This window comes from Streptomyces sp. M92, assembly GCF_028473745.1.
Lineage (GTDB): Bacteria > Actinomycetota > Actinomycetes > Streptomycetales > Streptomycetaceae > Streptomyces.
Window position 1 is genome coordinate 688,793 of sequence record NZ_CP101137.1, and the last position, 26,498, is coordinate 715,290.

The window sequence follows — 26,498 nt, forward strand, 5'->3', positions numbered from 1 at the left end:
ATGTCCCTCGATCACATGACGCGGACAGACCCGGACGCGTAACCTCGGAGGGCTTCGGACCGGCCGGGAGAAGGGGGATACATGAACCTCGCGGGCGCGCGCGGGCGGGCCGTCCGGGCCGCCGCGGCACTCAGACGCTCGCGCGGCGGCTCCGCCGGCGCCCTGGCCGCCGACCTCGCCGCAGCGGCCCGCGCACGGGACCGGGCGCCGCGCGACGTGCGGGAGCTGTGCCACACGCTGTGCGCCGAGATGGCCGCGCGCCGCGCCGGGCGACCGGTCGAGCTGCGCTTCGAACGGTTCCCGGACGAACTGCTGGTCACCGGGGTGTGGGTGGAGTTCCACGACCGCGACCTGGTCATCGTCGAGGAGCGGGCCGAGGCGGTGCAGCAACTGGTCATCCTCGGGCACGAGTTGTGGCACCTCCACGCCGGGCACCGCCACCACCACGGCGCCGGCTCCACCGCCGTCCGTGCCCTCGCCGACCGGCCGGGCTGGACGGACGAGGCACTGGCCGCGGCCGCCCGCGACGGCTCCCGGCAGGACGACGAGGCCGAGGCCGACGACTTCGGTCACCGCCTCGCCGCCGCCTGCCGGCCGCTGCTGCCGGGGCGGACCGGCACCAGGCCCTCCAGTCCGGTCCAGAGGTCGCTCGGCTACCGCGGGCGGGGAGGTGCGCCGCGGTGACGACGGTGTCGGCGCTCGAACCGGCCGGCGTGCTCGGCGAGTTGTACATCTCCTTCTGGATACCGGCCGCGATCCTGACGGCCGCGTTCGCGATCAAACTGCCCACCGTCGTCCGGCTCTGGCGGGACCCGTTGCTGCGCGCGGTCGGCGGTCTGCTGCTGCTCGCCTGCGCGGTGTTCGTCTTCGCCGCCCCCTCGACCATCGCCTGGACCAACCGGGTCACGGGCGTAACCAACATCTCGGCGCCGTGGGTGTACTCCCTGCTGACCGCGTTCTGCGGCTCCTGCCTGCTGCTGATCATCACCTGGCGCAACGGGCCGTCGGAGCGCCCGGCGGCCACCCGCCGCGCCGTGCGCTGGGTGGTCGGCGTCTACTCGGGGGTGATCGCCGCCCTGTGGACGCTGTTCGCCCTCGCCGACGCACCCGTGGAACGCCTGCGGGACCTGGACACGTACTACGCCACGACACCCTTCATGCGCGAGCAGATCGTGCTCTACCTGCTCGCCCACACCGTGGCCGTCCTGATCACGTCGTGGCTCATCTGGAACTGGGTGCGCACCGACGGCCTCGACGCCTGGCTGCGCTGGGGACTGATGTTCCTCGGCGTCGGCTACGCGCTGAACCTGGTCTTCGACGCCGCCAAGCTCACCGCCGTCGTGGCCCGCTGGACGGGCCACGACGCGGACTGGCTGAGCACCGATCTGGCCCCGCCCGTCGCCTGCCTGTCCGCCATCGTGATCGCCCTCGGCTTCATCCTCCCGCACGCCGGCCAGTACCTGCACGAACGCCGGCTGCTCCGGGCCGCCCACCGCGAACTGCGGCCGCTGTACCAGTTGCTGCGGTCGGGGGAGGGCGCCGGTCTGCCGTTCGTCCTGCGCTCCACGCCGGAACTGCGCCTCGTCCGCCGCGAGACGTTCATCCGGGACGCGCTGCTTCCCCTGTCCCGGCACATCGACGAGGCGCGGCGCAGACGGTCGTACGAGGCGGCCCTCGCGCTCGGCTTCGCACCGGAGCGGGCCAAGGCGCTGGCCGCCGCGGTGGTGGTCCTGGACGCCGTGGAGCACGGACGGCGGGCGCCGGAACGCGCGGACGGCACCGGCGAGGTGGACAGCACGGACCTCCTCCGCGACATCGGGTCCATGTCCCGGGCGCTGCGGCGCCCCGACGAGATCGAGGCGGTACGCGCCCGTGCGGCCGCCCCCACAGAGAGCGCCCGCACATGAGCCATCGCACCACCGGAGCCGTCGTCCTCGGCGGCTCGCTCACCGGCATGCTCGCCGCCCGTGCCCTGGCGCCGTACGCGGGCCGGGTCACCGTGGTCGAGCGCGACGCGCTGCCCGCAGGGCCCGGACCGCGCCGGGGACTGCCCCAGGCCCGGCACGCCCACCAGCTGTGGTCGGGCGGGACACGGGCACTGGAGGGACTCGTACCGGGCGTCACCGCCCGGCTCCGGCGGGCCGGGGCCCACCGGCTGCCCGTCACCACGGACATGGTGGTGCTCTCCCCCCGGGGCTGGTACCGGCGGTGGGACGAGTCCCACCAGATGCTGCTGTGCACCCGCGACCTGCTGGACGCCACCGTGCGGGAGCTGGTGTGCGCCGACGAGCGGATCGAGGTCGTCGAGGACGCCGAGGCGGTCGGGCTCGACGGCTCGGGCGGCGCCGTGACGGGAGTGCGGATACGGGTGGCGGGCGCAGGCGTGCGCACACTGCCCGCCGGCCTGGTCGTCGACGCCACGGGGCGTGCGTCGCGCACCCCCCGGTGGCTGGCGGAACTCGGGCTGGCCGCGCCGAAGACACGGCGGGTCGACGCGGGGGTGCGGTACGCCAGCCGCCTGTACCGGGCACCTCGGGATGCCCACGACGGCTTCCCGGTGGTCAACGTGCAGCCCGACCCGCGGTCCCCGGGGCCGGGACGCGGCGGGGTACTGCTGCCCGTCGAGGACGGCCGGTGGCTGGTCACGCTGTTCGGCACCCGCGGCGGCGAACCGTCCGCCGACGCCGGGGACTTCGAACGGTACGCCCTCGAGGAGCTGCGGCACCCGCTGATCGGCGAGCTGCTGGCGCGGGCGGAGCCGCTGGGCGGCGTGTCGGCCACGCGGGCCACGGCCAACCGGCGTCACTACTACGAGCGCATGCCCGTGTGGCCGGAGAACCTCGTGGTGCTCGGGGACGCGCTGGCCGCCCTCAATCCGGTCTACGGGCACGGGATGTCGGTGGCGGCGCAGGGCGCGCTGGCGCTCCGCTCGGTGCTCGGCCGGTCCGGCTGGGACGCACCGGACCTGGCCCGGTCGGCCCAGCGCGCGGTGGCCCGCCCGGCGGGCGCCGCGTGGGAACTCGCCGTCGGGCAGGACGTGTTCTTCCCCGGCGCCGCACAGGGCGGGCCGTCGCTGCTGGAGCGACTGTCGGCGGCCTACGTCGGCCGGCTCGCGTACACCGCCACGGGCAACGGGCGCGTCGCCCGCCGGGTGACGGACGTGATGGCCCTGGAGCGGGGCGCGCACGTACTGCTCGCGCCGCGGGTACTCGTGGCCGCGGCGGCCGGCCCGCTCAAGCCGCAGCTGAGCGGCCCACCGCTGACGAAGCGCGAGCGCGTGGCCGCCGGGCTGCTCTAGGTGTACGCCCGGTCCCCGCCCCCGGACCGGTCGCATACGCCCCGGGGGCCGGTTTTCCCACGCCCCGCATCAGCGGCACACGGTGCCCGAACCGGCAGCCCAAGCTCCGGGACCGGCCGCACACAGCCCGAACCCGCCGCACGGCCCGAACCCGCCGCACACACCCCGAACCCGCCACACACGCCCCACAACGCGGCACACGGCGCCCGAACCGGCAGCCCAAGCTCCGGGACCGGCCGCACACGGCCCCAACCCACCACACGGCCCGAACCCGCCGCACACACCCCGAACCCGCCACACACGCCCCACAACGCGGCACACGGCGCCCGAACCGGCAGCCCAAGCTCCGGGACCGGCCGCACACGGCCCGAACCCGCCACACGCGGCCCCGAACCCGCCGTACACGCCCCCGACCCGCCACACGCCCCGCAATCAGCGGCACACGGCGCCCGAACCGGCGGCACACACCCAGACTCCGGAACCAGCCACACACAGCCCGAACCCGCCACGCACGCCCCGGACCGGCGGCACACGCCCCGGACCGGCGGCACACGCCCCGGACCGGCGGCACACCCTCCGGCACCGGTCGCACACGGCCTCGAACCCGCAGCACACACCCCAGACCGGCCGCAGCCGCCCTGGACCGGCGCGACCGCGCCCCGTGCTCAGCCCGCGAACGCCGGCTGCGGCACCCCCCGCCCCGCGTCCGGCACCACCAGCAGTGAACCCGCCAGCGGATGCGGGGCGGTGAGGCCGACGCGGGCCGTGGTGATGTACAGGTCGCTCAGGCCGGGACCGCCGAACGCGCAGGCCGTGACCCGCGGCACGGGGAGGGGGATCACCCGGTCCAGGTCGCCGGCCGGCGTGTAGCGGCGTACCGCACCGCCGTCCCACAGGGCGACCCACACGCACCCCTCGGCGTCGACGCACAGCCCGTCGGGGAAGCCGGCGCCGTCCTCGATCGTGGCCAGCGGGCGGCGGCCCGTGATCCGGCCGTCGGGGGCGGTGACGTCGAAGACGTCGATGCGGCGGGTCGGTGTGTCGACGTAGTACATCAGCCGCCCGTCGGGGCTCCAGCCGGTGCCGTTGCTCACCGCGACGTCGTCCAGCACCGTCGTCACCGTGCCGTCCCCGGTGATCCGGGACAGCGTGCCGCCGCCGGGTGCCTCGTCGTAGCGCATGGTGCCGGCCCACAGCGTGCCGTCGTGGGCGACGGCGGCGTCGTTGGCGCGGCGGCCGGGGACGGTCTCCCGGTGCAGCCAGCGGAAGGCGCCGTCGGGGTCGAGCAGGCCGATGCCGTCCCGCAGGTTGAGGACGAGCCCGCCGCCCGCGCGGGGCTTGACCGCGCCCACGTGCTGCTCGGTGCGGCGCACCGTGCGCCGGCCGGTCGCCGGGTCGTAGGTGTGGACGCGGCAGTTCAGGATGTCGATCCACAGGAGGCGGCCGGTCGCCGGGTCCCAGGTGGGTCCCTCGCCGAGGGCGGCCTCCGCCCGGACCGCCACCTCGTACGCCGTGGCCGTGCCCGGGCCCCTGCCCGCCCCCGTCATTCCGCACCCCGGTGACCGAGGCGCTCGGACAGGTCGGCGGCGCCCTTGACGGCCAGTTCCTCCAGCTCGCCGAGGCGGTCCTCGCTCCAGCGGATCATGGGCACGGAGATGGACAGCGCGGCGACGACCCGGCCGGTGCGGTCGCGGACCGGGGCGGCGACGCAGGAGACGTCCGGGTTGGACTCGCGGTTCTCCACCGCGGTGCCGCGCTCGCGGATGCCGGCCAGGGCCTCCCGCAGCGCGGCCGGGTCGGTGATGCTGTTCGGCGTCATCGCGGCCAGTTCGGTGCCGTCCGGGAAGCGGGCGGCGAGCTCCGGCTCGGGGAGGGAGGCCAGCAGCATCTTGCCGACGGAGGTGCAGTGGGCGGGCAGCTTCCGCCCGGCCGCCGACACCATGCGCACCGCGTGCGTGGAGTCGACCTTGGCGATGTAGATGACGTCGGTGTCCTCGAGGATCGCCACGTGCACCGTCTCGTCGCAGGTCTCGGCGACGGACCGGGCGACCTGCTGGCCCTCGGCGGCGAGGTCGAGGTGCTCGGCGTAGCGGGCGCCGAGCTGGTACGGGCGCACACCGAGCCGGTACCGTCCGGGCTGCCCGGCCACGGGGACGATGTACTTGCGGGCGGCGAGCGTGGTGACCAGCTCGTGCACGGTGGTGCGCGGCAGCTGGAGCCGGCGCACGATGTCGGGGGCGGAGAGCGTGCCGTCCCCGTCGAGGAAGAGCTCGAGTATGTCGAGAGCCCGGGTCACGGCTGGTACGAGGCGTCCCACGTCCGGCCCCCTCCCTAAGTTGTTCGAGATTTCAACAGGCGATCGGAATAACGAACACAGGCTACTCACATCGCGTTTGCCGGGGCAATGGGCGTGCGCCCGCGTGCTCTTCCGCCCCATGGGCCACGATGGACCCATGCCCACCGGAAAGCGGCCCTCCGGCCCGTTCACCCCGCGCGACTTCCAGCTCGTGCTGCTGCGCCGCATGGCCGACCACAATCCCGGCCCGGTGGAGGACGCCCGCCGCGAGCTGGGCGCCTCGATCGCTCAGATGCGGGAGGCCAACCGCCGCTGGCAGGCGATGCTCCGCTCCCCGCACTCCCGCTCGGCCGCCTCCCGGTACCGCTCCGTCCTGGGCGAACCCGAGTCGGCGGCGCCCCGCCGGATCGGCGACCTGGAGTGCGAGGCCCGGCAGTGGGCGCTCCCCCTCTGGCCCGACCTGCGCTTCGAGGTGCTCGTCGCCGACAAGGGCGTGGTCTGGAACGAGTGGCTGGTCCGCGCCCCGGGCGCCCCGGGACCGGAGCTGCGCACCCTGGACGACCTCACCCCCTGGTCCTGCACGGTCGACGAGGCGGCCCGCGCCTTCGCACCCGCCCGCCCGCTCCAGGGCTCGGCCCCCACCCGGTGGGGCCTGGCCTTCACCGCCCCGGACGCGGACGGGCAACGGCACGAGGTCGTCGCCGAGTTCACCTGGGGCCTGCTCCAGCGGACGGCGGTCCGAGGCCGCTAGCGAGCCGCCTCCAGCACCGCCTCCACCACCCGCGGCAGCGACCGCTCGTGCAGCCACAGGAACAGGTTCGGCTCCACCAGCTCCAGTTCCATCACCCGCGGCCGCCCGTCGTCCCCGTCCACCAGGTCGACCCGGGCGTACAGCAGCTCGGGAACGTCCGGCACGGCGGCCAGGGCGCGTTCGGCGACGGCGAGTTCGGCCGCGGTCGGCGTCCAGGGCTCCAGGCCCGGGTGCGCGACCTTGCGCTCGTCGTACGGCGTCCCGGGCGCGAGGACCGCGCCCTTGCGACTGGCGTGCAGCAGTCGCCCGCCGAAGAACTGCAGCGCCCGCTCCCCGGTGGCGTCGATGCCGCGCACGTACGGCTGCACCATCGCCGTGAAGCCCTCGGCGTGCATCCGCTCCACCTGGCGCAGGGCGGTGGCGTGCTCGCCCGGGGTGTAGCGGGCGGCGAAGCGGGCCCCGGCGCCGGAGGCCGGCTTGACGACGTACTCGTGGCCGTCGGGCAGGACGGGCGCCTCACCGGGCGCCGCGTAGCTCGTGGGGACGGTGGGCACGCCGGCGCCGGCGAGTTCGCCCAGGTAGCGCTTGTCGGTGTTCCAGCGCACGACGGGTGCCGGGTTCGCCAGCCGCGTCAGCTTCCCGCACTGTTCGGCCCAGGCCGTGAACTCGGCGGACCGCCAGCTGTAGTCCCAGGTCGAGCGGATGACGGCGAGGTCGAAGGCGCCCCAGTCGACGCCGTCGTCGTCCCAGACCTCGGCGGACGCCGTCGCCCCGGCGTCCGCCAGGGCCCGCACCAGCACCGGCAGGTCCCGGTCGTCGCTGACCTGCGGGCCGGGGCGGCAGGTGACGAGTGCTATTCGTGGCATGGTCCTATCGTTCCTCTCCCGGGTCCCAGTCCAGCAGTCGGACCTTGGCGACCGTACGGACATGGCGGCGCATAGCGGCGGCGGCCTGCCCGGGGCGGCGTTCGGCGATCGCGTCGAGGATGGCCCGGTGCTGGGCCAGCGAGCGGCCGGGGCGGCCGGGCTGGCGCAGGGACTCGGTGCGGCTCTCGGCGATCTGGTGGGCGATGGAGCGCATGAACTCCGCGAGCAGGCTGCTGTGTGCCGCGGCCGTCACCGCCGCGTGGAACAGGCGGTCGCCCTCGACGCCGTGACCGCCCTCCTCGACCTCCTCGGCCATGACCGCGAGCGCCGACCGCATCGCCGCCAGGTCGTCCTCCGTGCGGCGCTCGGCGGCCAGTTCGGCGAGCTTGGTCTCCAGCGCCTCGCGGGCCTCCAGGACGTCCGGAAGCCGTCGCCGGCGTTCGACCATGTCCTCGAACGGTTCGACGTCGAGGCTGTCGCGTACCAGGTACGTGCCGCCGCCGTGCCGCGCCTCCACCAGGCCCTGGACCTCCAGGACCACGATCGCCTGCTTCACCGAGGCCCGGCTGACACCGAGGCGCCGGGCGAGGTCCCGTTCGGGCGGAAGACGGTCGCCGGCCCGCAGGCCGCCGTCGGTGACGTACTGGCGCAGCCGCTCCAGCACCTGCTCGTACAAGCGCTGCCTGGTCATGGGGCGCAAGGCGTCGGTCACGGTTCCCCCTCTCGCCGGGAGCGTAACACCGGGCCGTCTGTGGCCGAGTGGCTGAGCCAATTCGCGCGCGACCCCTTGACGCGGGCCCGGAGCGGGCCCACGCTGACCGACCAGTCGACCCGTAGCATCGTCCAAGTGGCTCAGCCACTCTGCCAATCGGGCCCCTGTTCGTCAGGCTGGTCCTCGGGAGCCCCGCATGTCCCCCGAACTCGTCTCGATCCTCGTCCTCGTGGTGGTGTTCGTCATCGCCACCACCCGCTCCGTCAACATGGGCGCCCTCGCCTTCGCCGCCGCCTTCGGGGTGGGCACGCTCGTCGCGGACCTCGACGCGGACGGCATCTTCGCCGGTTTCCCCGGCGACCTGTTCGTCGTCCTCGTCGGTGTCACCTACCTGTTCGCGATCGCCCGCGCCAACGGCACCACCGACTGGCTGGTGCACGCCGCCGTCCGGCTGGTGCGGGGGCGGGTGGCGCTGATCCCGTGGGTGATGTTCGCGCTGACCGGCGCGCTGACGGCGATCGGCGCGGTGAGCCCGGCCGCGGTGGCGATCGTCGCGCCGGTCGCGCTGAGCTTCGCCACGCGGTACTCGATCAGTCCGCTGCTGATGGGCACGATGGTGGTGCACGGGGCGCAGGCCGGCGGCTTCTCGCCGATCAGCATCTACGGCTCCATCGTCAACGGCATCGTGGAGCGCGAGGGCCTTCCGGGCAGCGAGGTCACCCTCTTCCTGGCCTCGCTGATCGCCAACCTGCTCATCGCGAGCGTGCTGTTCGTGCTCTTCGGCGGGCGCAAGCTGTGGGCGCGGGGGTCGGTGGCGCCCGAGGACGACGGCGCGGGCGCGGCGGACCTGGGCACGGAGCCCACCGCGACCGGCACCGGGTCCGGCACCGCGCCCGGGTCCGGACCCGCCACAACCGCCCCCACCGCCGTGGCCGTCCGCCCCGGCCAGGACACCGACGGCACGGGCGGCGCCACCCGTCTCAGCCCCGCCCGGATCGCCACCCTCGGCGCCCTGGTCGCCCTCGTCGTGGCCGTCCTCGGCTTCGACCTGGACGCGGGTCTGACCGCGGTCACCCTCGCCGTCGTGCTGAGCACCGCCTGGCCGGACGACAGCCGCCGCGCGGTCGGCGAGATCGCCTGGTCCACCGTGCTGCTGATCTGCGGTGTCCTGACGTACGTCGGTGTGCTGGAGGAGATGGGCACGATCACCTGGGCCGGTGAGGGCGTCGGCGGGATCGGCGTCCCGCTGCTGGCCGCCGTGCTGCTGTGCTACATCGGCGCGATCGTGTCGGCCTTCGCCTCCTCCGTGGGCATCATGGGCGCGTTGATCCCGCTGGCGGTGCCGTTCCTCGCGCAGGGCGAGATCGGGGCGGTCGGCATGGTGGCGGCGCTAGCGGTGTCGGCGACGGTCGTGGACGTCAGCCCGTTCTCCACGAACGGCGCGCTGGTGCTGGCCGCGGCCCCGGACGTCGACCGCGAGCGGTTCTTCCGGCAGTTGATGATCTACGGAGGCATCGTGGTGGCCGCCGTGCCCGCGCTGGCGTGGCTGGTGCTGGTCGTGCCCGGCTTCGGGTAGGTCCAGGCAGGAAACCGGCAAACGCGAGCAGCAGCGAAACGACTAAGGAGTACGACGCGTGTCCTCTCTCTTCCCGGCCCTGACCCCGGCTCCGACCGGCGCCGCGGCCGACCGGCCCGCCCTGCGGTTCGGCGAGCGCTCCCTGACGTACGCGCAACTGGCCGCCGCGGCGGGCGGCACCGCCGGACGCATCCGGGGGGCCGGCCGGGTCGCCGTCTGGGCGACCCCGGCGATGGAGACCGCCGTCGCCGTCGTCGCGGCGCTGCTGGCCGGGGTCCCCGCCGTACCGCTCAACCCGAAGTCCGGCGACAAGGAACTGGCGCACATCCTGTCCGACAGCGGGCCGTCGCTGGTCCTCACGCCCCCGGGCGCCGAACTCCCGCCCGCGCTCGCCGCCCTGGAGCGGATCGACGTCGACGCGCACGCCACCGGCCCCGTCCCCGAGGACCGCGCCGAGGACGGTGACCCCGCCCTCGTCGTCTACACCTCCGGCACCACCGGCCCGCCCAAGGGCGCGGTGATCCCGAGGCGCGCGCTGGCGACGACGCTGGACGCGCTCGCCGACGCCTGGCAGTGGACCGGCGACGACGTGCTGGTGCAGGGGCTGCCGCTGTTCCACGTGCACGGGCTGGTGCTGGGTGTCCTCGGCCCGCTGCGGCGCGGCGGGTCCGTGCGGCACCTGGGCAGGTTCTCCACCGAGGGCGCGGCCCGCGAGCTGAACGACGGCGCGACGATGCTGTTCGGCGTACCGACGATGTACCACCGGATCGCCGAGTCGCTGCCCGGCGACCCGGAGCTGGCGAAGGCGCTGGCCGGGGCCCGGCTGCTGGTCTCCGGGTCGGCCGCGCTGCCCGTGCACGACCACGAGCGGATCGCCGCCGCCACCGGACGGCGGGTCATCGAGCGGTACGGCATGACCGAGACGCTGATGAACACCAGCGTGCGGGCGGACGGCGAGCCGCGCGCCGGGACCGTGGGCGTGCCGCTGCCCGGCGTCGAGCTGCGGCTGGTGGAGGAGGACGGCACGCCGATCGCGGCCCTGGACGGGGAGAGCGTCGGCGAGATCCAGGTGCGCGGCCCGAACCTGTTCACCGAGTACCTGAACCGCCCCGACGCCACCGCCGCCGCCTTCACCCCCGACGGCTTCTTCCGCACCGGCGACATGGCGGTGCGCGACCCCGACGGCTATGTCCGCATCGTCGGCCGCAAGGCCACCGACCTGATCAAGAGCGGCGGATACAAGATCGGGGCCGGGGAGATCGAGAACGCGCTCCTCGAACACCCGGCGGTGCGGGAGGCCGCCGTCACCGGGGAGCCCGACCCGGACCTGGGCGAGCGGATCGTGGCGTGGATCGTACCCGCCGATCCGGCCTCACCGCCCGCCCTCCGGACACTGGCCGACCACGTCGCCGGGCGGCTGGCCCCGCACAAGCGGCCCCGTGTCGTGCGGCACGTGGACGCGCTGCCCCGCAACGACATGGGGAAGATCATGAAGCGGGCGCTGACCCATGGCTGACCGGCTGTCCGCACGCGCGTTCCTCGCCCTCGTCACGGACGACTTCCGTGAACTCCCCCACCCGCCCTCCCGGCCGGAGCCGCCCGACGGCCCCCTCGGCTGGCACGGCTACGACGCCTCCCGCGCCCGCGCCGCCGAGCGCACCGGCGAGGAGGAGTCCGTGGTCTGCGGCACCGGCCGCGTCGAGGGCACCCCGGCCGTACTGCTCGCCTTCGAGTTCGGCTTCCTCGGCGGCTCGCTCGGCCGGCGCACCGGCGACCGGCTGGAGGCCGCGTACACGTACGCCCGTGAACACCGGCTGCCGGTGGTGCCGTTGGTGGCGACCGGCGGCAGCCGGATGCAGGAGGGGATGCTCGCGCTGACCCAGCTCCAGCGGGTGGCCCGGCAGTCGGCGCTCACCCGGGAGGCCGGGCTGCCGCAGATCGCCGTACTGCGCGACCCGGCCACCGGCGGCGGCTGGGCGACGCTGGGGGCGGGAGCCGACGTGGTCCTCGCGCTGCCCGGCGCCCAGGTCGGTTTCGCCGGGTCCCGGGTCCGGCCGCCGGACGCCGACCCGGCGGCGTACACGGCCGAGGCGCAGGTGGCGGCGGGCAGCGCGGACGCGGTGGTGCCGGCCGGGGAGCTGCGCGCGACGCTGGGGCGGTGGCTGCGGCTGCTGACGACGCCGTCGGCGGAACCGGCGCCCGTGCCGGAGCCGCTGGGGGCGCGGGACCTGCCGGTGAGCGGCTGGGACGCGGTCCGGCGGGCCCGGTCGCCCGAACGCCCGCGCGCCGGGGCGTACCTGGACGCCTACTTCACCCACCGCGTGGCCCTGTCCGGCGACCGCTGCGGCGGCACCGACCCGGACGGCGTGCTCTGCGGCTTCGGCGAGCACGCGGGCCGGACGGTGGCGTACGCCGCCCAGACCGGGACGGCGACGCGTCCCGCCGGCTACCGCACCGCCGCCCGGCTGGTCCGGCTCGCGGACCGGCTCGGCGTCCCGGTGCTGACCCTGGTGGACACCCCGGGCGCGGCGGCCGACGCGGAGGCGGAGCGGCAGGGCGCGGGCCCGGCGATCGCCGACCTGTTCGCCGCGCTGGCGTCGGTGACGACGCCGGTGACGACGCTGCTGATCGGCGAGGGCGGCTCGGGCGGGGCGCTGGCGCTGGCCGCGCCCGGCCGCACCTGGGCCACGCCGGACAGCTACTTCTCCGTCATCGCGCCGGAGCTCGCGGCGGCGATCCTGAAGCGGGGACCGGAGGAGACCGAGGCGACGGCCGGGCAACTGCGCCTGCGGACACAGGACTTGGCGGAGCTGGGAGTGATCCGAACAGGCGATCAGTTGTTCCCTGGAACAGGTGATCGTCGATCGGAATGACGCATGTGACTGCAGCGACCAACGATACTTACGGTGTGCAAGCGACGGGCTGCAGACCGTAGTTGACGCACATGTCCCAAGTAGCAGTAGGTCCTAGCAGTAGGTCCCACACAGCACAGCGCAAGGAGCTGCACGATCATGAACCTTCTCACCGACATCCTCGCCGGTCTCGTCCACTTCGTCGGCTGGCTGGTCTGACGGTCCGAGAAACCAGGCGGCGCCGCCACCCCGTCCCAGGGAGGCGGCGCCGTCCGCGTGTCAGCGCACGGCCACGGCCCGCACGATCTCCTGCGTGACCGAGCCGCCCCGGTCGTCGCTCGCCGAGGCCCGCAGCGAGACGTGCTCCGCGTCGCGGGGCACCCTCAGCGTCCCGTGCCAGGACGCCTCCCCGTCACCGCCGCGCAGCCCGACCTGCTGCCAGGTCTTCCCGTCGTCGTACGACACCTCCAGCTTTCCGCCGTCGATCGTCCCGGCGTCCGGGGCACCGGCCACGTGCTCGGCGCCGATCCCGACCCGCAGCTTCTTCCCGCCGCGCACCTTCCCCGCGAGGTCGGTGTCCACGTCGAAGGAGAGGTTGATCAACGGGAGGTAGGTCCAGCGGTCCTCCGGCGTGGCCGCCGAGCGGAAGGTCCACTCCGCGCGGCCCTCGGTCGCCGGCGACCAGCGCCCGGCGTCGAGCGCGGTCTCGGTGACGAGCCTGTACGTGCGCTCGTCGGCCGGCGCGTCCCAGACGTACGCGGCGGAAGACGGGCCCTGGTCGACCAGTTCGCCGTCCAGGTACACGGACGTCGTCTGCGTCATCCCGCTGCCCTCGCTCCACACGTCGCCGAAGCCGGTGTGGTCGGGGCCGGAGTCGCCCCAGCCCGGCGCGTTCAGCTTGAGCTGGTTGCCGGCCCGCTGCTGGCCCCAGCCGAGACCGGTGCCGAGGTAGGGGTGCCACACCGGCTTGAACCAGTCCAGGCCGGTACGCGAGCCGCCCTCGTACCGGACCGTGCCCGACCGCTGCTCCAGCGCGCCGTCGGCGGTCGTCACGGACTCGTGCCACAGCTGGCCGGGCCCGGTCGACACGTACTCGGTGCGCTCGGCCGGGAAGTCGATCCGCTCCTTGAAGCCGAGGCCGATCGGGAAGGTGTCGGTGATGGAGTACCGGAACTCGCCGCCGCCCGCGGGCTCGGCCGCGTGGTACCTGGCCCGCAGGGTGGCCAGGTCGCGGCGGCCCGGCTCATAGGTGAGGTCCCGGTCGGGCACGGCGCCGCGATGGCCCTCGGAGAGGTCGTAGGTGTACGGCGTGTTGCGCGTCCCGGTCATGTCGACGCGCCCGGCGTCCCGCAGCCGCTCGGCGTCGGCCGCGCTCACCGTGGCGATCTGCAGCGGCCGGTCGGCGTTGTCGTCCGTGCCCCACCAGGACATCAGCCGCCCGGGGGTGTCGTCGGTGACGAACAGCGCCTTCACGCCCGCGTCCTGCGCGGCCCGCGCCAGCGCCGCCGGCTCGGTGTCCCCGGTCAGCTCGGCGAGGACCGCCTCGCCCCGCACGCCCTCGGGGAAGGGCCCGTCCCCGACGTCGGTCAGCGACAGTCGGGTGCGGCCCTCGATCAGGGTGCCGCCCGACTGGACGGCGGCGTCACCGATCCCCCGGACCTCCAGCAGCGGCTTGCCGAGCCGCCACACCGTCCGGTACTCGAAACCGCCCTCGGTGACCTTCTCGCCGGTGGGCGCGGCGAAGACGCTGTCGTAGGTCAGGGGAACCTGCACCGCGCCGAACAGGTCGGAGCCGTTCGCGCTGCGGTCGAACTCCATGATCAGCTGCCGGGTCTCGGTGCGCTCGCGGACGTCGGCGCTGATCTCGCGCAGCTCACGGCCGTCGAGGGTGATCTCGCGGTCCCGGTCGACGACGACCTCGGGGGCGGCGAGGAAGCCGAGTCCGAGCGAGTCGGCGCCGTGGCTGCCGCGCACGTCGAGGAAGGAGGTCAGGCTGTACGTCCCCGGCACGAGGCGCAGTTCTAGGGTGCCGGAGTCGCCGACGTGCGCGGGGAAGGGGTCGACGCCCTCGGCGAGGCGCTGGACGGTCAGGTCGGCGGCGGTGGCGGCACCGTCGCGGTCCTTGACGTGGACGGTGAGCGTGTACCGCTCCTCCTCCTTCACCAGTCCGAACGCCGTGTGCGCGACGGGCGTGCCGTCCGCGCCGGTCGCCACGATCCGGCCGCTGGTCTGCCCGACCGGGGCCTTGGCGCCGTCGCCGGTCACGGTGGTGGCGGCGGTGCCGCGGGCGGGCACGGTGAGGGTGGTGTCGGCGAGGGTGGCGACGCCGTCCGGGGCGCCCTGCACGGACAGCTTCAACTCGACGTCGGTGTCGGAGGAGTTGGTGTAGGTGACGGTTCGGGTGACCGGCTTGTTGGCGTCGTAGGGCCAGGAGTGGAAGCCCAGGTCGGCGCTTCCGGTGGCGGTGACCTCGGCGCCGATGGCGTCCGGCACGCTGACCCGGCCGGCGCCCAGTCGGTAGGCGGAGGCGTCGAGTTGCTTCGAGGTGGACATCAGCGCGCTCTTGAGCTGCGCGCCGCTCCAGTCGGGGTGCCGCTGGGCGAGCAGGGCGGCCACACCGGAGACGTGCGGCGTCGCCATCGACGTACCGTCCATGGAGGTGTAGTCGCCGCTGCCCTCGGCGAGCCGGGAGCGGGCGGCGAGGATGCCGACGCCCGGGGCGGACAGGTCGGGCTTGAGGGCGTTGTCCCCGTACCGGGGGCCGGCGCTGGTGAACCAGGCGGCCCGGTCGGCGGAGTCGACGGCGCCCACGGTCAGCGCGGCGTCGGCGGCGGCGGGCGAGCCGATGGAGGACGGGGCGCCGGTGTTGCCCGCCGCGATCACGAACAGCGCGCCGGTCTCGGCGGACAGGGTGTTGACGGCCTGCGCCATCGGGTCGGTGCCGTCGCTGGGCTCGGTGGAGCCGAGGCTCATGGAGACGATGTCGGCGTCCACGTCCCGGGCCGCCCACTCCATGCCCGCGATGATCTCGGACTCACTGCCGAAGCCCTCGTCGGACAGGACCTTGCCGACGGCGAGGGTGGCGCCGGGCGCGACGCCCTTCTCCTTGCCGTCGGAGGCCGCGCCGCTGCCGCCGACGGTGGAGGCGACGTGCGTGCCGTGGCCGTGCCGGTCGGCGACCTCCTCGCCCGGTATGAAGCTGCGGCTCTCGGCGACGCGGCCCGCCAGGTCGGGGTGGCCGGCGTCCACGCCGCTGTCCAGCACGGCGACGGTGACGCCCTCGCCGGTGAGCCCGGCCTCCCAGGCCTCGGGCGTGCCGATCTGGGTGTTGGACTCGGCCATGGTGGCGGTGACCCGCCCGTCGAGCCACACGGCGTCGACGGCGGAGCCCCGACGGGTGAATTCCCGCCAGAACGTACGCCCCTTGTCCGCATCGACGGCGGCCCCGCGCACGCTGGGCAGCGACCGCGTCCGCTCGGCCCCCTTCAGGACGGCGGCCCGCGCGCCCTTCTCGTAGGTCACGATCAGCGGCAGTTCGCCGGTCTCGGTGTCGGCGAGCCCCTGCTCCAGCAGCGCCCCGACGTCGAAGAGCCGTTCGTCGAGGCTGCCGTCGCGCAGGTGGGGCAGCGCCTCGTCGGGCACGACCAGCATGCGCCCGTCGCTGCTGCGGGTGTGCACCGCGCCGGTGGCGCCCTTCGGCCGCTCGACCGTGACGGTCTTCCGGCCACCGCCGAGGTCGCCGACGGTCACCCGGTCGCCGGTGACGAGGGTGACGGTGCGGGTGCCGTCACGGGCGGCGCCTTCACGGGCCTCGGTGCGGGCGTCGGCGGCCTGGGTGCGGCCGGCCGCCGCTCCGGGCGGCTCCTGCGCCGCCGCCGCTCCGGCCGGCAGCAGCGCGATCACGAGCCCCGCCGACAGGAGGGTCGCCCCGCGTCTGACTGGTCCTGTGCTCATCCACGTCTCTCTTCGTGTCGTCGTAGAGTGCTGTGACGAGTGCTGAGAGCAGTCTCAGGGGGCTTGCGGGGCTGGTGAGTTGACCAAGGGTGGCGGTTTGGCGCCCTGGCGGGTTTCCGCCAGCCCCGCTCGGCACCGGCGGCGGCGAGCGGGACACCGTCAAGTACCGTCCGTCACAATGAGGTTCCGCACGGGTACGCACGGCGAACGGGGAGCGAACGGCGTCATGGACCGGTTGGTCGAGTTCAGCACCGAGGACGGTGCGCTGGTGGTCGTCGAGGGCGTCGAGGACGAGGACGGCGCGCGGCTGGTCTCGCGCGGCGACGGTCCGGCCCGGGCGGCCCGCACCTTCGAGGGGTCCCTGGAGGGCGTGCGGGCCGCCGCCGCGTCCGCGCTGCGGGTGTTCCGGGACGGCTCGCTCAGACCCGACTCGGTGGAGCTGGAGTTCGGGGTCAGGCTGACCGCGGAGACCGGCGCGGTCATCGCGAAGGGCGCGGCCGAGGGGCATCTGGTCGTGCGGCTGAGCTGGTCGCCCCGGCCCGCGGAGGATTCCGGAGGTGGCCCCGGGGGCTTGCGGGACGCCGGTGGGCCGGACGCCGCCGGCCGGTCATGAGCGGTGCCGCGTGGCACGCCCGCGTCGAGTGCGGCAAGGAGGTCGGCGCCGGGTTCCTCGTCTCGGGGCGCCGGCTGCTCACCTGCGCCCATGTCGTCAGGTGGAGCGAGGACGCCCCGGTCACGGTGACCTTCCCGGGCCACCGGGGGCTGGGCGAGCTGTCCGCGACGGTCGCCGTGCACGGCGGCTGGCGGGGCGGCGCCGCCGACCGGGGCGACCTGGTCGTACTCGAGCTGGAGCGCGAAGTGCCGCTCGCCCCGGCCGTCTTCGCCCGCCCCGGCGCGGAACGGACCGCGCCCGCACCCGAGCTGGTCGCCTACGGCTTCCCGAAGGGGTACGACGAGGGCATGCTCGCCTCCTACCGTGCCCTGCCGGGCCCGCTCATCTCGGACGAGTGGGTCCAGCTGGAGGCGCTGACGGGGCACGGGCAGCCGCTGGCGGCCGGGTTCAGCGGGGCGGCGGTGACGCTGGCCGACGGGACGGTCGTCGGCATGGTCTCCGCGGTCGCGGGCGCCAGGGACGTGCGCGTCGGGCGGATGCTGCCGGTCGAGGTCATGGCGCGCTACTGGCCAGAGCTCGGCGAACTGGTCCCCACCCCCGGGCACCGGCCGGACGCGCGCCGGCGGCTGTACGCGCTGGTGCGCCGGGCCGAGGAGACGGGCCTGGCCTGCGATCCGAACCGGCTGTACGTCTCCGCCATGGACGCCTTCGCCCCACCGCCCCCGCAGGGCGGTTTCGCCTCCCTGCGCCAGGCCGCCGCCTACGTCCAGTGGGAGGTGACGGAGCCGGACGCCGTGGCCCGATTCGCCGACCGGCTGGAGCGGCGGCTGGCGGAAGGGCGGTCCGCGCCGCCGCGTCCCGCGACGTGGTCGCCCATCGTCGTGGAGATCGACCACAGCGGCGCCGGCGCCGACCAGGTCACCGTCGAGGTGTCCGCCTACCGGGACGGGCAGCGCCGCCCCGTGGCCTCGCGCCGGATGGCCCGCAGCGCGGTGCGGGCCTTCGTGCAGGAACGCATCGACGAGGCGTTCACCCAGCTCGACCCCGGCGCCGAGGAACTGCTCACCTTCGTCCTGCCGCGCGAGTGGCTGAACGAACCGGTCGCGCACTGGGCGTGCAGCGAGGACGATCCCACCCCGCTCGGCTGCGCCTACCCGCTGGTCGTCACCGACCGGTACCGCCACCGCAGCGGACGGCTGCGCCACCAGCTGCGCAAGCGGTGGCGCAAGCTCGCCGTCAGCCCGGGCGGCACGCTGCACCGCGTCGACTGCGGCACCCCGGAGCGGCCGGCCGGACTGCGCAGGCGGCTGCGGGACGACGCGGAACTGGCCGGTTTCGCCGCGCCGCCCACGACGGCCCGGGAGCACTTCGAGGTCGGCCTCAACCTGCCCGTGCCCGTACTGCTGTGGCCGCGCGCGGGCTGCCCCGGCGACGGGCACGACGGCGACTGCTCCGGCACCGCGTTCCTCGACGAACTCGCCGTGTCCGTGGCGGGGGTCCCGCCCTCCGAACTCCCCCGCCTGGTGATGGAGCTGCGCGAGACGGCGGACGCGGCCGACGATCCGGACGGGCACTGGGCGAGGGACCTCCAGCTGCTGTGGGACGACCCCCGCTGCTTCGCCGAACCCGCCGCCCTGCTCCACTCACCCGTCGCCTGAGGCCGCCCGCCCCGAAAAGACCCGGGCCCCCGGACCTCCGAACCCCGAACCCCCGCCCCCCCCGACCCCCCGACCCCCAGGAACCACCCGCCGTACCGACCGCTCGGAGAGAAGAACCATGCCCCTGTGGCCCGTCTACACCGGCGCGCCGGACCCGCACGACGGCATCACCAGGCTGCCCCCGCCCCCGCCCTGGCGCGCCTTCGACGGCCACCCCGTGCTCGACCCGCCGGACGACGACGGCGACGCCCCGGCCACCTCCCCCGACCGCGCGCACCGGGCCGCGACCTACCAGGCCACCGAGCACACGGTGCAGTTGGTCAACGCGGCCCTGTACCTGCGGCGCCCGCTGCTGGTCACCGGCCCGCCCGGCACCGGGAAGTCGTCCCTCGCCTACGCGGTGGCGCGCGAGCTGCGGCTCGGCCCGGTCCTCAGGTGGAACATCACCAGCCGCAGCACCCTCCACGACGGCCTCTACGCCTACGACCCGCTCTCCCGCCTGTACGCGGCGCGCCAGGACGCCGAACGCCCCGGCGGCACGGCCGGCGGCACGGGTATCGAGGACCACCTGCGCCTCGGCCCGCTCGGCACCGCCCTCCTCCCCTACGCCCGTCCGCGCGCCCTGCTCATCGACGAGATCGACAAGAGCGACCTCGACCTGCCCAACGACCTGCTGCACGTCCTGGAGGAGGGCCAGTACGAGATCCCCGAACTCGTGCGCGCCTCGCGGGACACCCCGGGCGGACGCGCCGAGGTGCTGATCGACGGCACCGACCGGCGGGTGCCGGTCGAGCGCGGCCGGGTCCGCTGCCGGGCCTTCCCGTTCGTCGTCCTGACCAGCAACGGCGAGCGCGAGTTCCCGCCCGCCTTCCTGCGCCGCTGCGTCTCGCTGCGGCTGCGGCAGCCCGACGACGCCCACCTCGCCGAGATCGTCCGCGCCCACCTGGGCGAGCCCGACGCATACGCCCAGAAGCTGATCGACCGCTTCCTGTCCCGCGTGGGCAGCGGGGAACTCGCCACCGACCAGCTCCTCAACGCCATCTACCTGGCCCGCTCCTCCGGCCTGGGCACCGACTCGCTGGACGAGCTGGCGGAGCGGCTGATGCCGTACCTGGGCCGCTCCCCGCAGCCCGACGCCTTCTGATGCCCGCCGACCGCCCCGGCCCGCCGGGCCCCCTGCCCCGCCTCGCCGACCTCCTCGGCCGGGCGTCCTCGGGCCCCCGCCCGACCCCGCTGGAGCTGGCGGAGCTCCTGTGGCTGGCGGGGCACATGGAGAACCCGGAGCAGAACCCGCCGGGCCCGTCGGCCGGTACGGAACCCGTGGCGCCCGAGCCGCCGCCCGGGCCCGCCCCCGTACCGCCGGCGGCCGACCGTCCCCGGGAGCCGCGGCGGCGGGACCGTCCGACCGTGACCCCTCCCGCGCCCGAGCCGACCGCCCCCCGCAGCCCCCTGCGCCTGCCCTCACCGGCCCCCGCCCCGGGCACGGCGGCGGCCGAACCGCACAGCGCCCTGCTGGCGCCCGCCCCGCCGATGCTGCGCCACCCCCTGGCGCTCCAGCGGTCGCTGCGCCCGCTCAAGCGCCGTGCCGACGCCCCGGTGGGCCGGGAGGTGGACGAGGCCGCGACCGCCGACCGCATCGCCCGGCTCGGTGCCGGACCCGCGTGGTGGCTGCCGGTGCTGCGCCCCGTGCGGGAGCGGTGGCTGCGGCTGAACCTGGTGCACGACGCGGGCCCCACGATGCCCGTCTGGCAGCCCCTGGTGCGGGAACTGCACGCCGCGCTCGCCCAGTCGGGCGTCTTCCGCACGGTCACCCTGCACCGCGCGGAGGCCGACGGCACGGTCCCCGGCGACGGCGCCCAGGCGCCCGCCGACGGCCGCACGGTCACCCTGCTGATCAGCGACTGCATGGGACCGCAGTGGCGCGAGGGCCCGGCCGGCACCCGGTGGTTCGCCACCCTGCGCCGCTGGGCGCACCGCACCCCCCTCGCCGTCCTCCAGCCGCTGCCCGAACAGCTGTGGCGGGACACCGCGCTGCCGCCGGTGCCCGGCCTGCTGTCCGCCCCGCACCGGGCCGCGCCCAGCGCCGCGCTCGACTTCACCCCGTACGACGGCACCGCGCCCCGGGCCCCCCGGGGCGCGGTGCGCGTGCCGGTGCTGGAGCCGGGCCCCGAGTGGCTGGCGAACTGGGCGTCGCTGGTGGCGAGTCCGGGCGGCACCCGCTACCCGGGCGCGGCGGCCGTACTGCACCGCCCCCTGCCCGCCGACGCCGACGACCGCGCCGACGTCGCGCGGCTGTCCGCCGAGGAGCTGGTCCTGCGCTTTCGCGCGGGTGCCTCCCCGCAGGCCTTCCGGCTCGCCGGCCACCTCGCGCTCGGGCGTCCGGACCTGCCGGTGATGCGGCTGGTGCAGGCGGCCGTGGAGCCGGACCCGCTCCCGAGCCACCTGGCCGAGGTCATCCTCAGCGGTCTGCTCACCACCGTCCCCGGGCCGCCCGGTTCCTACGAGTTCCGCCCCGGCGTACGCGAGCTGCTCCTGCGCGGTCTGCCCCGCACCGCGCGCGCCCGCACCCACGAGCTGCTGCTGCGGACCGGCGGTCTGATCGACGAGCGGGCCGGACGCTCGCCCGGCGAGTTCCGTGCGCTGATCCCCTCCCGGGACGGCACCGAACGGGCCGACGGGAAGGGGTCGTTCGCGGCGATCAGCCAGGAGAGCGCACGGCAGCTGTCCACGCCGCCGCGCCCGCCGGGGCCCTCGCCCTTCCCGCCCGGGCTGCGCACCCGTTACCGGCCGGTGCGGCGGCTCACACCGGCCGGGAGGATGTGGCTGGCCGAGGACGCCGGGACCGGCCGGACCGTGGCGGTGCGGCTGCACGATCCCCTTCCCGACGCCGCCGCGCGCCGGGCGTTCCTGAGCAACGCGCGCCGTCTGACGGAGTTCGCCCACCCGAACGTGGTGACCGTCCTCGACGGCGGCGTCGAGGACGACGTCCCGTACGTCGTCATGGAGCACCTCGACGGCATCGCCCTGAACGCGCTCGCCCGGTCCAACGGCCGGCGGCTGCCGCCGCCGCTGACGGTGTCGGTCGGGGCGCAGCTCGCCCGGGCCCTCGCCGCCCTGCACGAGGCGGGCGTCACGCACGGCGGCCTGGAGGCGTCCCGGGTGGTCCTGCTCCCGGACGGCACGGCCCGGCTCAGCCTCTTCGAACCGGGCCGCACCTCGGGCCCCGCCGGGCGCTCCGAGGATCTGCGGGCCCTGTGCGACGTCCTGCTGCCGCTGACGTCGGGGACCTCGCGCCTGACCGTCCCCATCGAGTCCCGCCGCCTGGACCGGCTGCCCGAGGTCCTGCGCATCCACTACGCGCACGCCTTCGACCAGCTGATGTTCCCGTCGCTGGAGACCCAGGTCCGGGGCCGGGACCTGCTCGCCCACCCGGAGCTGCCGGTCAGGGCCCGGGAGGCGTACCAGCCGCGCCGGTACGGCGCCCTGGGCCCGCTGCGGGTCGACCTCCCGGACGGCTCCCCCACGCTGCCGTTCGCCGTCCGCGCGCTGCTCGCCACGCTGCTGCTCAAGCACGGCCGCACGGTGACGCACGAGGAGCTGCGGTGGGGGCTGTGGGACCCGGGCGACGAGCCGCGCGACCCCCGGGCCGAGGTGACCAGGGCGGCCGGGGAGCTGGCCGCCCTGCTGGGTCCGGGCGTACTGGCGACGTCCGCCCACGGCTACGCCCTGCACACCAGCTGCGACCACGTGGACGTCGTGCACTGCGACGAGCTGGTGCGCCGGGCCGACGCGGCGCGGCTGGCGGGCGCGCTCGCCGAGGCCCGCGACCACGTCACCGCGGCGCTGGCGCTGTGGCGCGGTACGGAACCCCTGGCGGACGTGCCCGGCCCCGGCGCACGCACCGCCCGCACCCGCCTCACGCGGCTTTGCCTCGCCCTGCACACCAAGCGGGCCGAACTCGACCTGGCCCTGGGCGAGTACGACCGGGCCGCCGGCGACCTGGCCGGCCTGCTGCGCGCGCACCCGCACCGGGAGGACTTCCGCCGCCTGTACCTGATCGCACTGCGCCGCCAGGGCCGGGTCGAGGAGGCGCTGGAGGTGTACGGGGAGTACGAGCTGTCCGGCGGGAGGAGTCCGGCGCTGGTGGCACTGGGCCGGGAACTGCGCGAGGAGCACGCCGGGCCGGCGGACGACGCCCCGTGGGAGGAGTACGAGGGGACGGCGGGACCGGACGGACCGGAGACCGTCGTGTCCGCGCCGGACGAACTCCCGGAGGGCCCCTTCCCCACGGAGGACGGTCTGTGGACGCCGCTGCTGGGCGAGGGCGAGGAGGACCGCCCCACCGAGCAGGAGGCGGAGGCCACCGAGGAGATCACCGTACGGGCCGGGGGGACGGAGACCGACGCTTCCCGCTTCCCCGTGGATATGTGGGACATCCCGGTGGGAGAACCGGCGGGGGCCATGGCGGGGGGCGCGTGGGGCCCCGGGGCGGAACACACGGCGGACGACGCGTACGACGCGGACCACACGGACCACACGGACGACGACGCCGGCATCGACACCGACTTCCACGACTGCGCCCGCTACGCCTTCCCCGACGGCCCCCCGGGCGGCGCGACCCGCGCGGCCCTGCACCGCGTCGTCACCGACCTGCTCGCGGACAGCGGACTGCACGGTGACGCGTACCAGCTCCTGGACGACCGGGCGGGCGACCTGCTCGTGCTGCTGGCGCCGCGGGTCGAAGCCTCCCCCCTCCTGCGGGCGACCGTCGAGGGTCTGCCCGGCCTGCTGGCGCACCTGGGCGGTCCGCGGCTGCTGGCGGAGTTCTGGCAGGTGGAGTTCCGGCTCGACGGCGGCGAGGAGCAGGTCTTCCGGGCCGACCCCCGGTCGGTCCGCGACGCCCTGGACACCACCGGCGCCCAGGCGCTCATCGCCCTCTCGGACTCCCTCTACTACGACGAGGTGTACGAGGAAGGGCAGAACGGCCCCGCCTTCGCTCCGGACACCTTCCGGCCGCTGAGCGACGACACCGGCTGGTACCGGCCGGTCGGGCGGGCCGCCGCCGGGGAACCCGCGGCGCCGGCCCGCCACTGACCGCGCACCCCCCGTTCGGCGGCCCCCCGCCCGGCCCCCTCCAAGGCGCGCCCGTCCCCTGCCCCGCGCACGATGCCAAGGAGGCCGGCCACCCGCCGGCCCCGCACGGTCCGCGCTCTCGGGAGGATCCGCCATGACCGCCAGTACCGCCAGCCTGGAGGCGCTGCGCCGCTGCCACTTCGCCGTCGACCTGGGCGCGGCGCGGACCCGCGTGTACGTGAAGGGTGCCGGGCTCGTCGTCGACCAGCCGTCCGCCGCCGCGGTCAACACCCGCACCGGCGCACTCATCGCGGTCGGTGAGTTCGCGGAGAAGATGACGGGCCGCACCCCGGGCTACATCCGCGTCGTGCGGCCCGTGTCCGGCGGCACGGTCGTCGACATCGAGATGGCCCAGCGGATGCTGCGGCACCTGCTCGGCGACAAGATCCGCCGCGCACTGCGTCGCAAGCCCCGGCTGCGCGCCGCCGTGTGCACCCCGCACGACGCGGACCCCCTCTCCCAGCGGGCGGCGATCGAGACGCTGGTCGGGCTGGGCGCGCGCCGGGTGGAGCTCGTCGACACGCTGATCGCCGCGGCGGTCGGCTGCGGGCTGCCGGTGGAACAGCCCGAGGCGACGATGATCATGGTGTGCGGTGCGCACGCCACGCAGGTCGCGGTGCTCTCCCTCGGCTCGATCGTGACCGCGGAGCGCATCCCGGTCGGCGGTGAGGCCGTCGACCACGCGATCGTGCAGCTCCTGCGCCACCAGCACGAACTGGTGCTGCCCAGCCAGTCAGTGCGCCCGCTCCAGGTCGCCCTGTCCGGCAACGGGCTGACCCCGCAGGGCCCGGCGTCCACCGAGATCCACGGCCGGGACGTGGCGACCGGGCTGGCGCGCAGTGTGCGGGTCGACACCGCCGCCGTCCGCAACGCCATCCAGACGCCGCTGACGGGCGTGCTCGACGGGATCGGCAAGGTGCTGCGCGACTGCCCGCCGGACCTGGTCGCGGACCTCGCCGACCGCGGGATCATGATGGTCGGCGGCAGCGCGCTGCTCCCCGGCTTCGACCAGATGCTGCGTCAGGCGACCGGCATGCCGGTGCACATCGCGGAACGCCCCGACGTGTGCGCGGTCCAGGGCCTCGGCACCATGCTGGAGGGCCGCATCGAGCCGCTGGCGCTGCACCCGACGTCGGCGGACTGAGGGCGGCGCGGGAGCACGGAGGCCGGGAACCGCAGAGACCGACGAGACCGGACCGATGAGCACCCAGCCCGCGCCCCGGCTGACCCGGCTGACCCGGCTGCTCGAAGCGGTCCTGGAGGTCGGCACCGACCTCGGCCTGCGCGGCACGCTGCAGCACATCGTGGACGGCGCCGCCGAGCTGACCGGCGCCACCTCGGCGGCGCTGACCACCACCGACCCCGCCCGGGACGGCCTGACCGGGATCCGCACCCCGGGCCGGCCCGGCGAGCGCGACCAGGCGCCCCGGCTCCGGATGCCGATCCACGTGCACGACGAGGAGTTCGGCGAGCTGCGGCTGGCCGGACGGCCCGGCGGGGAACCGTTCACGGCCGAGGACGAGCAGCTGCTGCGCCTCCTGGCCACGCAGGCCGGCATCGCGATCGGCAACGCCCGCCTGTACGAGGCGGCCCGGCAGCGCGAGCGCTGGATCGAGGGCGCGGCGGCCGTCACCAACGCGCTGCTCACCGAGGACGGCGCGGACGACGCGCTGACGACGGTCGCCGAACGCGCCCGGCTGCTCGCCGACGCCAGTGCCGGAGTGATCCTTCAGCCGACCGCCGAGGGCGGCATGGAGATCGTGACCGCCTCGGCGCCCGGGGACCCGGACGGCATCGTCGGCGCGACGATCGCACCGGGCAGCCCGGTCCTGGACCAACTCCTGGGCGGGGAGCCCGTCTTCGTCGCCGACTCGGCGACCGACCCGCGCATGACGACGCACGTGCGGCACCGCTTCGGGCCCAGCATGATGCTGCCCCTGCGGGCGGACGGCCGGCTGATCGGCACCCTCGCCCTGCCCCGCCGCCGCGGCGAGAGCCCGTACACCGCCGTCGAACGGCTGCTCGCGACGCAGTTCGCCTCGCAGGCCGCGCTCGCCCTGGTCCTCGCCGGCGCCCGGCGCGGCCGGGAGCGTCTCGCCGTCTACGAGGACCGGGACCGCATCGCCCGGGACCTGCACGACCTGGTGGTGCAACGGCTGTTCGCCACCGGCCTGATGCTGGAGTCCACGCAGCGGCGGCCGGGCGCGGACGACGTCCGGGACGTCCTCGGCCGGGCGGTGGACGAGCTGCGGTCCACCATCCAGGAGGTCCGTACGACCATCCTGGCGCTGCGGCAGCCCCCGGCCGGCCCGCCCACCGGGCTGCGCGGCCGGGTGCTGCGGGAGACGGCGTCCGCCGCCGCCCGGCTCGGCTTCCCCCCGTCCACGCACTTCACCGGCGCCGTCGACACCCGCGTACCGGACGCGGTCGGGGACCGTCTGCTCACGGCGCTGCGCCGGGCCCTGGCCGACGCGGCCGACCGGACGGACGTGACCCGCGTCGAGGTCGCCGTCGGCACGACCGCCGCCCCGCCGGACGGCCGGGACGGCCCTGGCGGCGTCCGGCTTACGGTCTCCGACGACGGCGCGGGGCCCGGGGGCGACGGCGAGGGAACGACCGTCACCTGGTGGTCGCCGCTTTGACATCCCTCCCCCGCCCTGGAGGACGGGGATTTTTGGCCCACGTCGGCCGGGACCAGGGGTCCGCCCGCTCCTGCACGATCAGCGCCCGCCGGGTCGGGGCCAGCCCGGACCGGCATCACACGGGCGGAGTTCCTGACCCTCGGGGAG

At 75.5% G+C, this 26,498-nt stretch carries 18 protein-coding genes; 13 read left to right on the forward strand and 5 right to left on the reverse strand.

Features of this window, described 5'->3' with window-relative positions; translation table 11 throughout:
• Positions 1 to 81 precede the first annotated feature (81 nt).
• The 3 genes from M6G08_RS03170 to M6G08_RS03180 are packed head-to-tail and all read left to right on the forward strand — an operon-like array spanning position 82 to position 3,298.
• Positions 82 to 684: a toxin-antitoxin system, toxin component family protein gene (locus M6G08_RS03170; protein WP_272585660.1), complete on the forward strand. Its 603-nt coding sequence runs from the start codon at positions 82 to 84 to the stop codon at positions 682 to 684.
• Positions 681 to 1,907, forward strand: coding sequence for an MAB_1171c family putative transporter (locus tag M6G08_RS03175; RefSeq protein WP_272585661.1), 1,227 nt, complete (start codon positions 681 to 683; stop codon positions 1,905 to 1,907). Before M6G08_RS03170 ends, M6G08_RS03175 begins: the two co-directional genes overlap by 4 nt.
• The gene (locus M6G08_RS03180) at positions 1,904 to 3,298 is read left to right on the forward strand and encodes an FAD-dependent oxidoreductase (RefSeq protein WP_272585662.1); all 1,395 of its coding nucleotides are present in this window, start codon (positions 1,904 to 1,906) and stop codon (positions 3,296 to 3,298) included. Before M6G08_RS03175 ends, M6G08_RS03180 begins: the two co-directional genes overlap by 4 nt.
• Positions 3,299 to 3,963: 665 nt before the next feature.
• On the opposite strand, the gene M6G08_RS03185 is transcribed toward M6G08_RS03180, so the two are convergent.
• Both M6G08_RS03185 and M6G08_RS03190 read right to left on the reverse strand, forming a co-directional pair.
• A complete protein-coding gene (locus M6G08_RS03185; RefSeq protein ID WP_272585663.1) occupies positions 3,964 to 4,845 on the reverse strand; it encodes an SMP-30/gluconolactonase/LRE family protein in 882 nt (293 codons plus the stop codon).
• Positions 4,842 to 5,615 carry an IclR family transcriptional regulator gene (locus tag M6G08_RS03190; protein ID WP_272585664.1) on the reverse strand — a complete coding sequence of 258 codons (774 nt, stop codon included), beginning with the start codon at positions 5,613 to 5,615 and terminating at the stop codon, positions 4,842 to 4,844. Before M6G08_RS03190 ends, M6G08_RS03185 begins: the two co-directional genes overlap by 4 nt.
• 136 nt (positions 5,616 to 5,751) lie before the next feature.
• On the opposite strand from M6G08_RS03190, the gene M6G08_RS03195 reads away from it, so the two are divergent.
• Positions 5,752 to 6,345, forward strand: coding sequence for a hypothetical protein (locus M6G08_RS03195; protein ID WP_272585665.1), 594 nt, complete (start codon positions 5,752 to 5,754; stop codon positions 6,343 to 6,345).
• Here M6G08_RS03195 and M6G08_RS03200 read toward each other — a convergent pair.
• Together M6G08_RS03200 and M6G08_RS03205 are read right to left on the reverse strand one after the other, a co-directional pair.
• Positions 6,342 to 7,211 carry an ATP-grasp domain-containing protein gene (locus tag M6G08_RS03200; RefSeq protein WP_272585666.1) on the reverse strand — a complete coding sequence of 290 codons (870 nt, stop codon included), beginning with the start codon at positions 7,209 to 7,211 and terminating at the stop codon, positions 6,342 to 6,344. The two genes, M6G08_RS03195 and M6G08_RS03200, sit on opposite strands and share 4 nt — an antisense overlap.
• Positions 7,212 to 7,215: 4 nt before the next feature.
• A complete protein-coding gene (locus tag M6G08_RS03205; RefSeq protein ID WP_272585668.1) occupies positions 7,216 to 7,923 on the reverse strand; it encodes a FadR/GntR family transcriptional regulator in 708 nt (235 codons plus the stop codon).
• 196 nt (positions 7,924 to 8,119) lie between these two features.
• Between M6G08_RS03205 and M6G08_RS03210 the strand changes: the two genes are divergently transcribed.
• Genes M6G08_RS03210 through M6G08_RS03220 form a run of 3 tightly spaced genes read left to right on the forward strand, consistent with a single transcriptional unit; the run spans position 8,120 to position 12,372 of the window.
• Complete coding sequence (locus tag M6G08_RS03210) at positions 8,120 to 9,499, forward strand: SLC13 family permease (RefSeq protein WP_272585669.1); 1,380 nt, start codon at positions 8,120 to 8,122, stop codon at positions 9,497 to 9,499.
• Positions 9,500 to 9,557: 58 nt separating this feature from the next.
• Positions 9,558 to 11,015: an acyl-CoA synthetase gene (locus M6G08_RS03215; protein ID WP_272585670.1), complete on the forward strand. Its 1,458-nt coding sequence runs from the start codon at positions 9,558 to 9,560 to the stop codon at positions 11,013 to 11,015.
• Entirely contained in the window at positions 11,008 to 12,372 is a 1,365-nt protein-coding gene (locus tag M6G08_RS03220; protein WP_272585671.1) for a carboxyl transferase domain-containing protein, read from the forward strand. Before M6G08_RS03215 ends, M6G08_RS03220 begins: the two co-directional genes overlap by 8 nt.
• Before the next feature lie 258 nt (positions 12,373 to 12,630).
• Here M6G08_RS03220 and M6G08_RS03225 read toward each other — a convergent pair whose 3' ends face one another.
• On the reverse strand, positions 12,631 to 16,305 hold the full coding sequence (locus M6G08_RS03225) for a S8 family serine peptidase (protein ID WP_272585672.1): 3,675 nt from the start codon (positions 16,303 to 16,305) through the stop codon (positions 12,631 to 12,633).
• A 226-nt stretch (positions 16,306 to 16,531) separates the two neighbouring features.
• Here M6G08_RS03225 and M6G08_RS03230 point away from each other — a divergent pair, with 226 nt between their 5' ends.
• From M6G08_RS03230 to M6G08_RS03255, 6 genes are all read left to right on the forward strand, one after another.
• Positions 16,532 to 16,918 (forward strand): CU044_2847 family protein, encoded by a 387-nt coding sequence (locus M6G08_RS03230; protein ID WP_272591242.1) that lies wholly within the window; start codon positions 16,532 to 16,534, stop codon positions 16,916 to 16,918.
• On the forward strand, positions 16,915 to 18,576 hold the full coding sequence (locus M6G08_RS03235) for a VMAP-C domain-containing protein (protein WP_272585673.1): 1,662 nt from the start codon (positions 16,915 to 16,917) through the stop codon (positions 18,574 to 18,576). Before M6G08_RS03230 ends, M6G08_RS03235 begins: the two co-directional genes overlap by 4 nt.
• Before the next feature lie 118 nt (positions 18,577 to 18,694).
• Positions 18,695 to 19,720, forward strand: coding sequence for an AAA family ATPase (locus M6G08_RS03240; RefSeq protein ID WP_272585674.1), 1,026 nt, complete (start codon positions 18,695 to 18,697; stop codon positions 19,718 to 19,720).
• A complete protein-coding gene (locus M6G08_RS03245) occupies positions 19,720 to 23,670 on the forward strand; it encodes an SAV_2336 N-terminal domain-related protein (protein ID WP_272585675.1) in 3,951 nt (1,316 codons plus the stop codon). The genes M6G08_RS03240 and M6G08_RS03245 overlap by 1 nt, the downstream gene beginning before the upstream one ends.
• Before the next feature lie 133 nt (positions 23,671 to 23,803).
• Positions 23,804 to 24,853, forward strand: a complete 1,050-nt coding sequence (locus M6G08_RS03250; RefSeq protein WP_272585676.1) for a rod shape-determining protein — start codon at positions 23,804 to 23,806, stop codon at positions 24,851 to 24,853.
• A gap of 55 nt (positions 24,854 to 24,908) precedes the next feature.
• Complete coding sequence (locus M6G08_RS03255; protein WP_272585677.1) at positions 24,909 to 26,351, forward strand: sensor histidine kinase; 1,443 nt, start codon at positions 24,909 to 24,911, stop codon at positions 26,349 to 26,351.
• Positions 26,352 to 26,498: the final 147 nt, after the last annotated feature.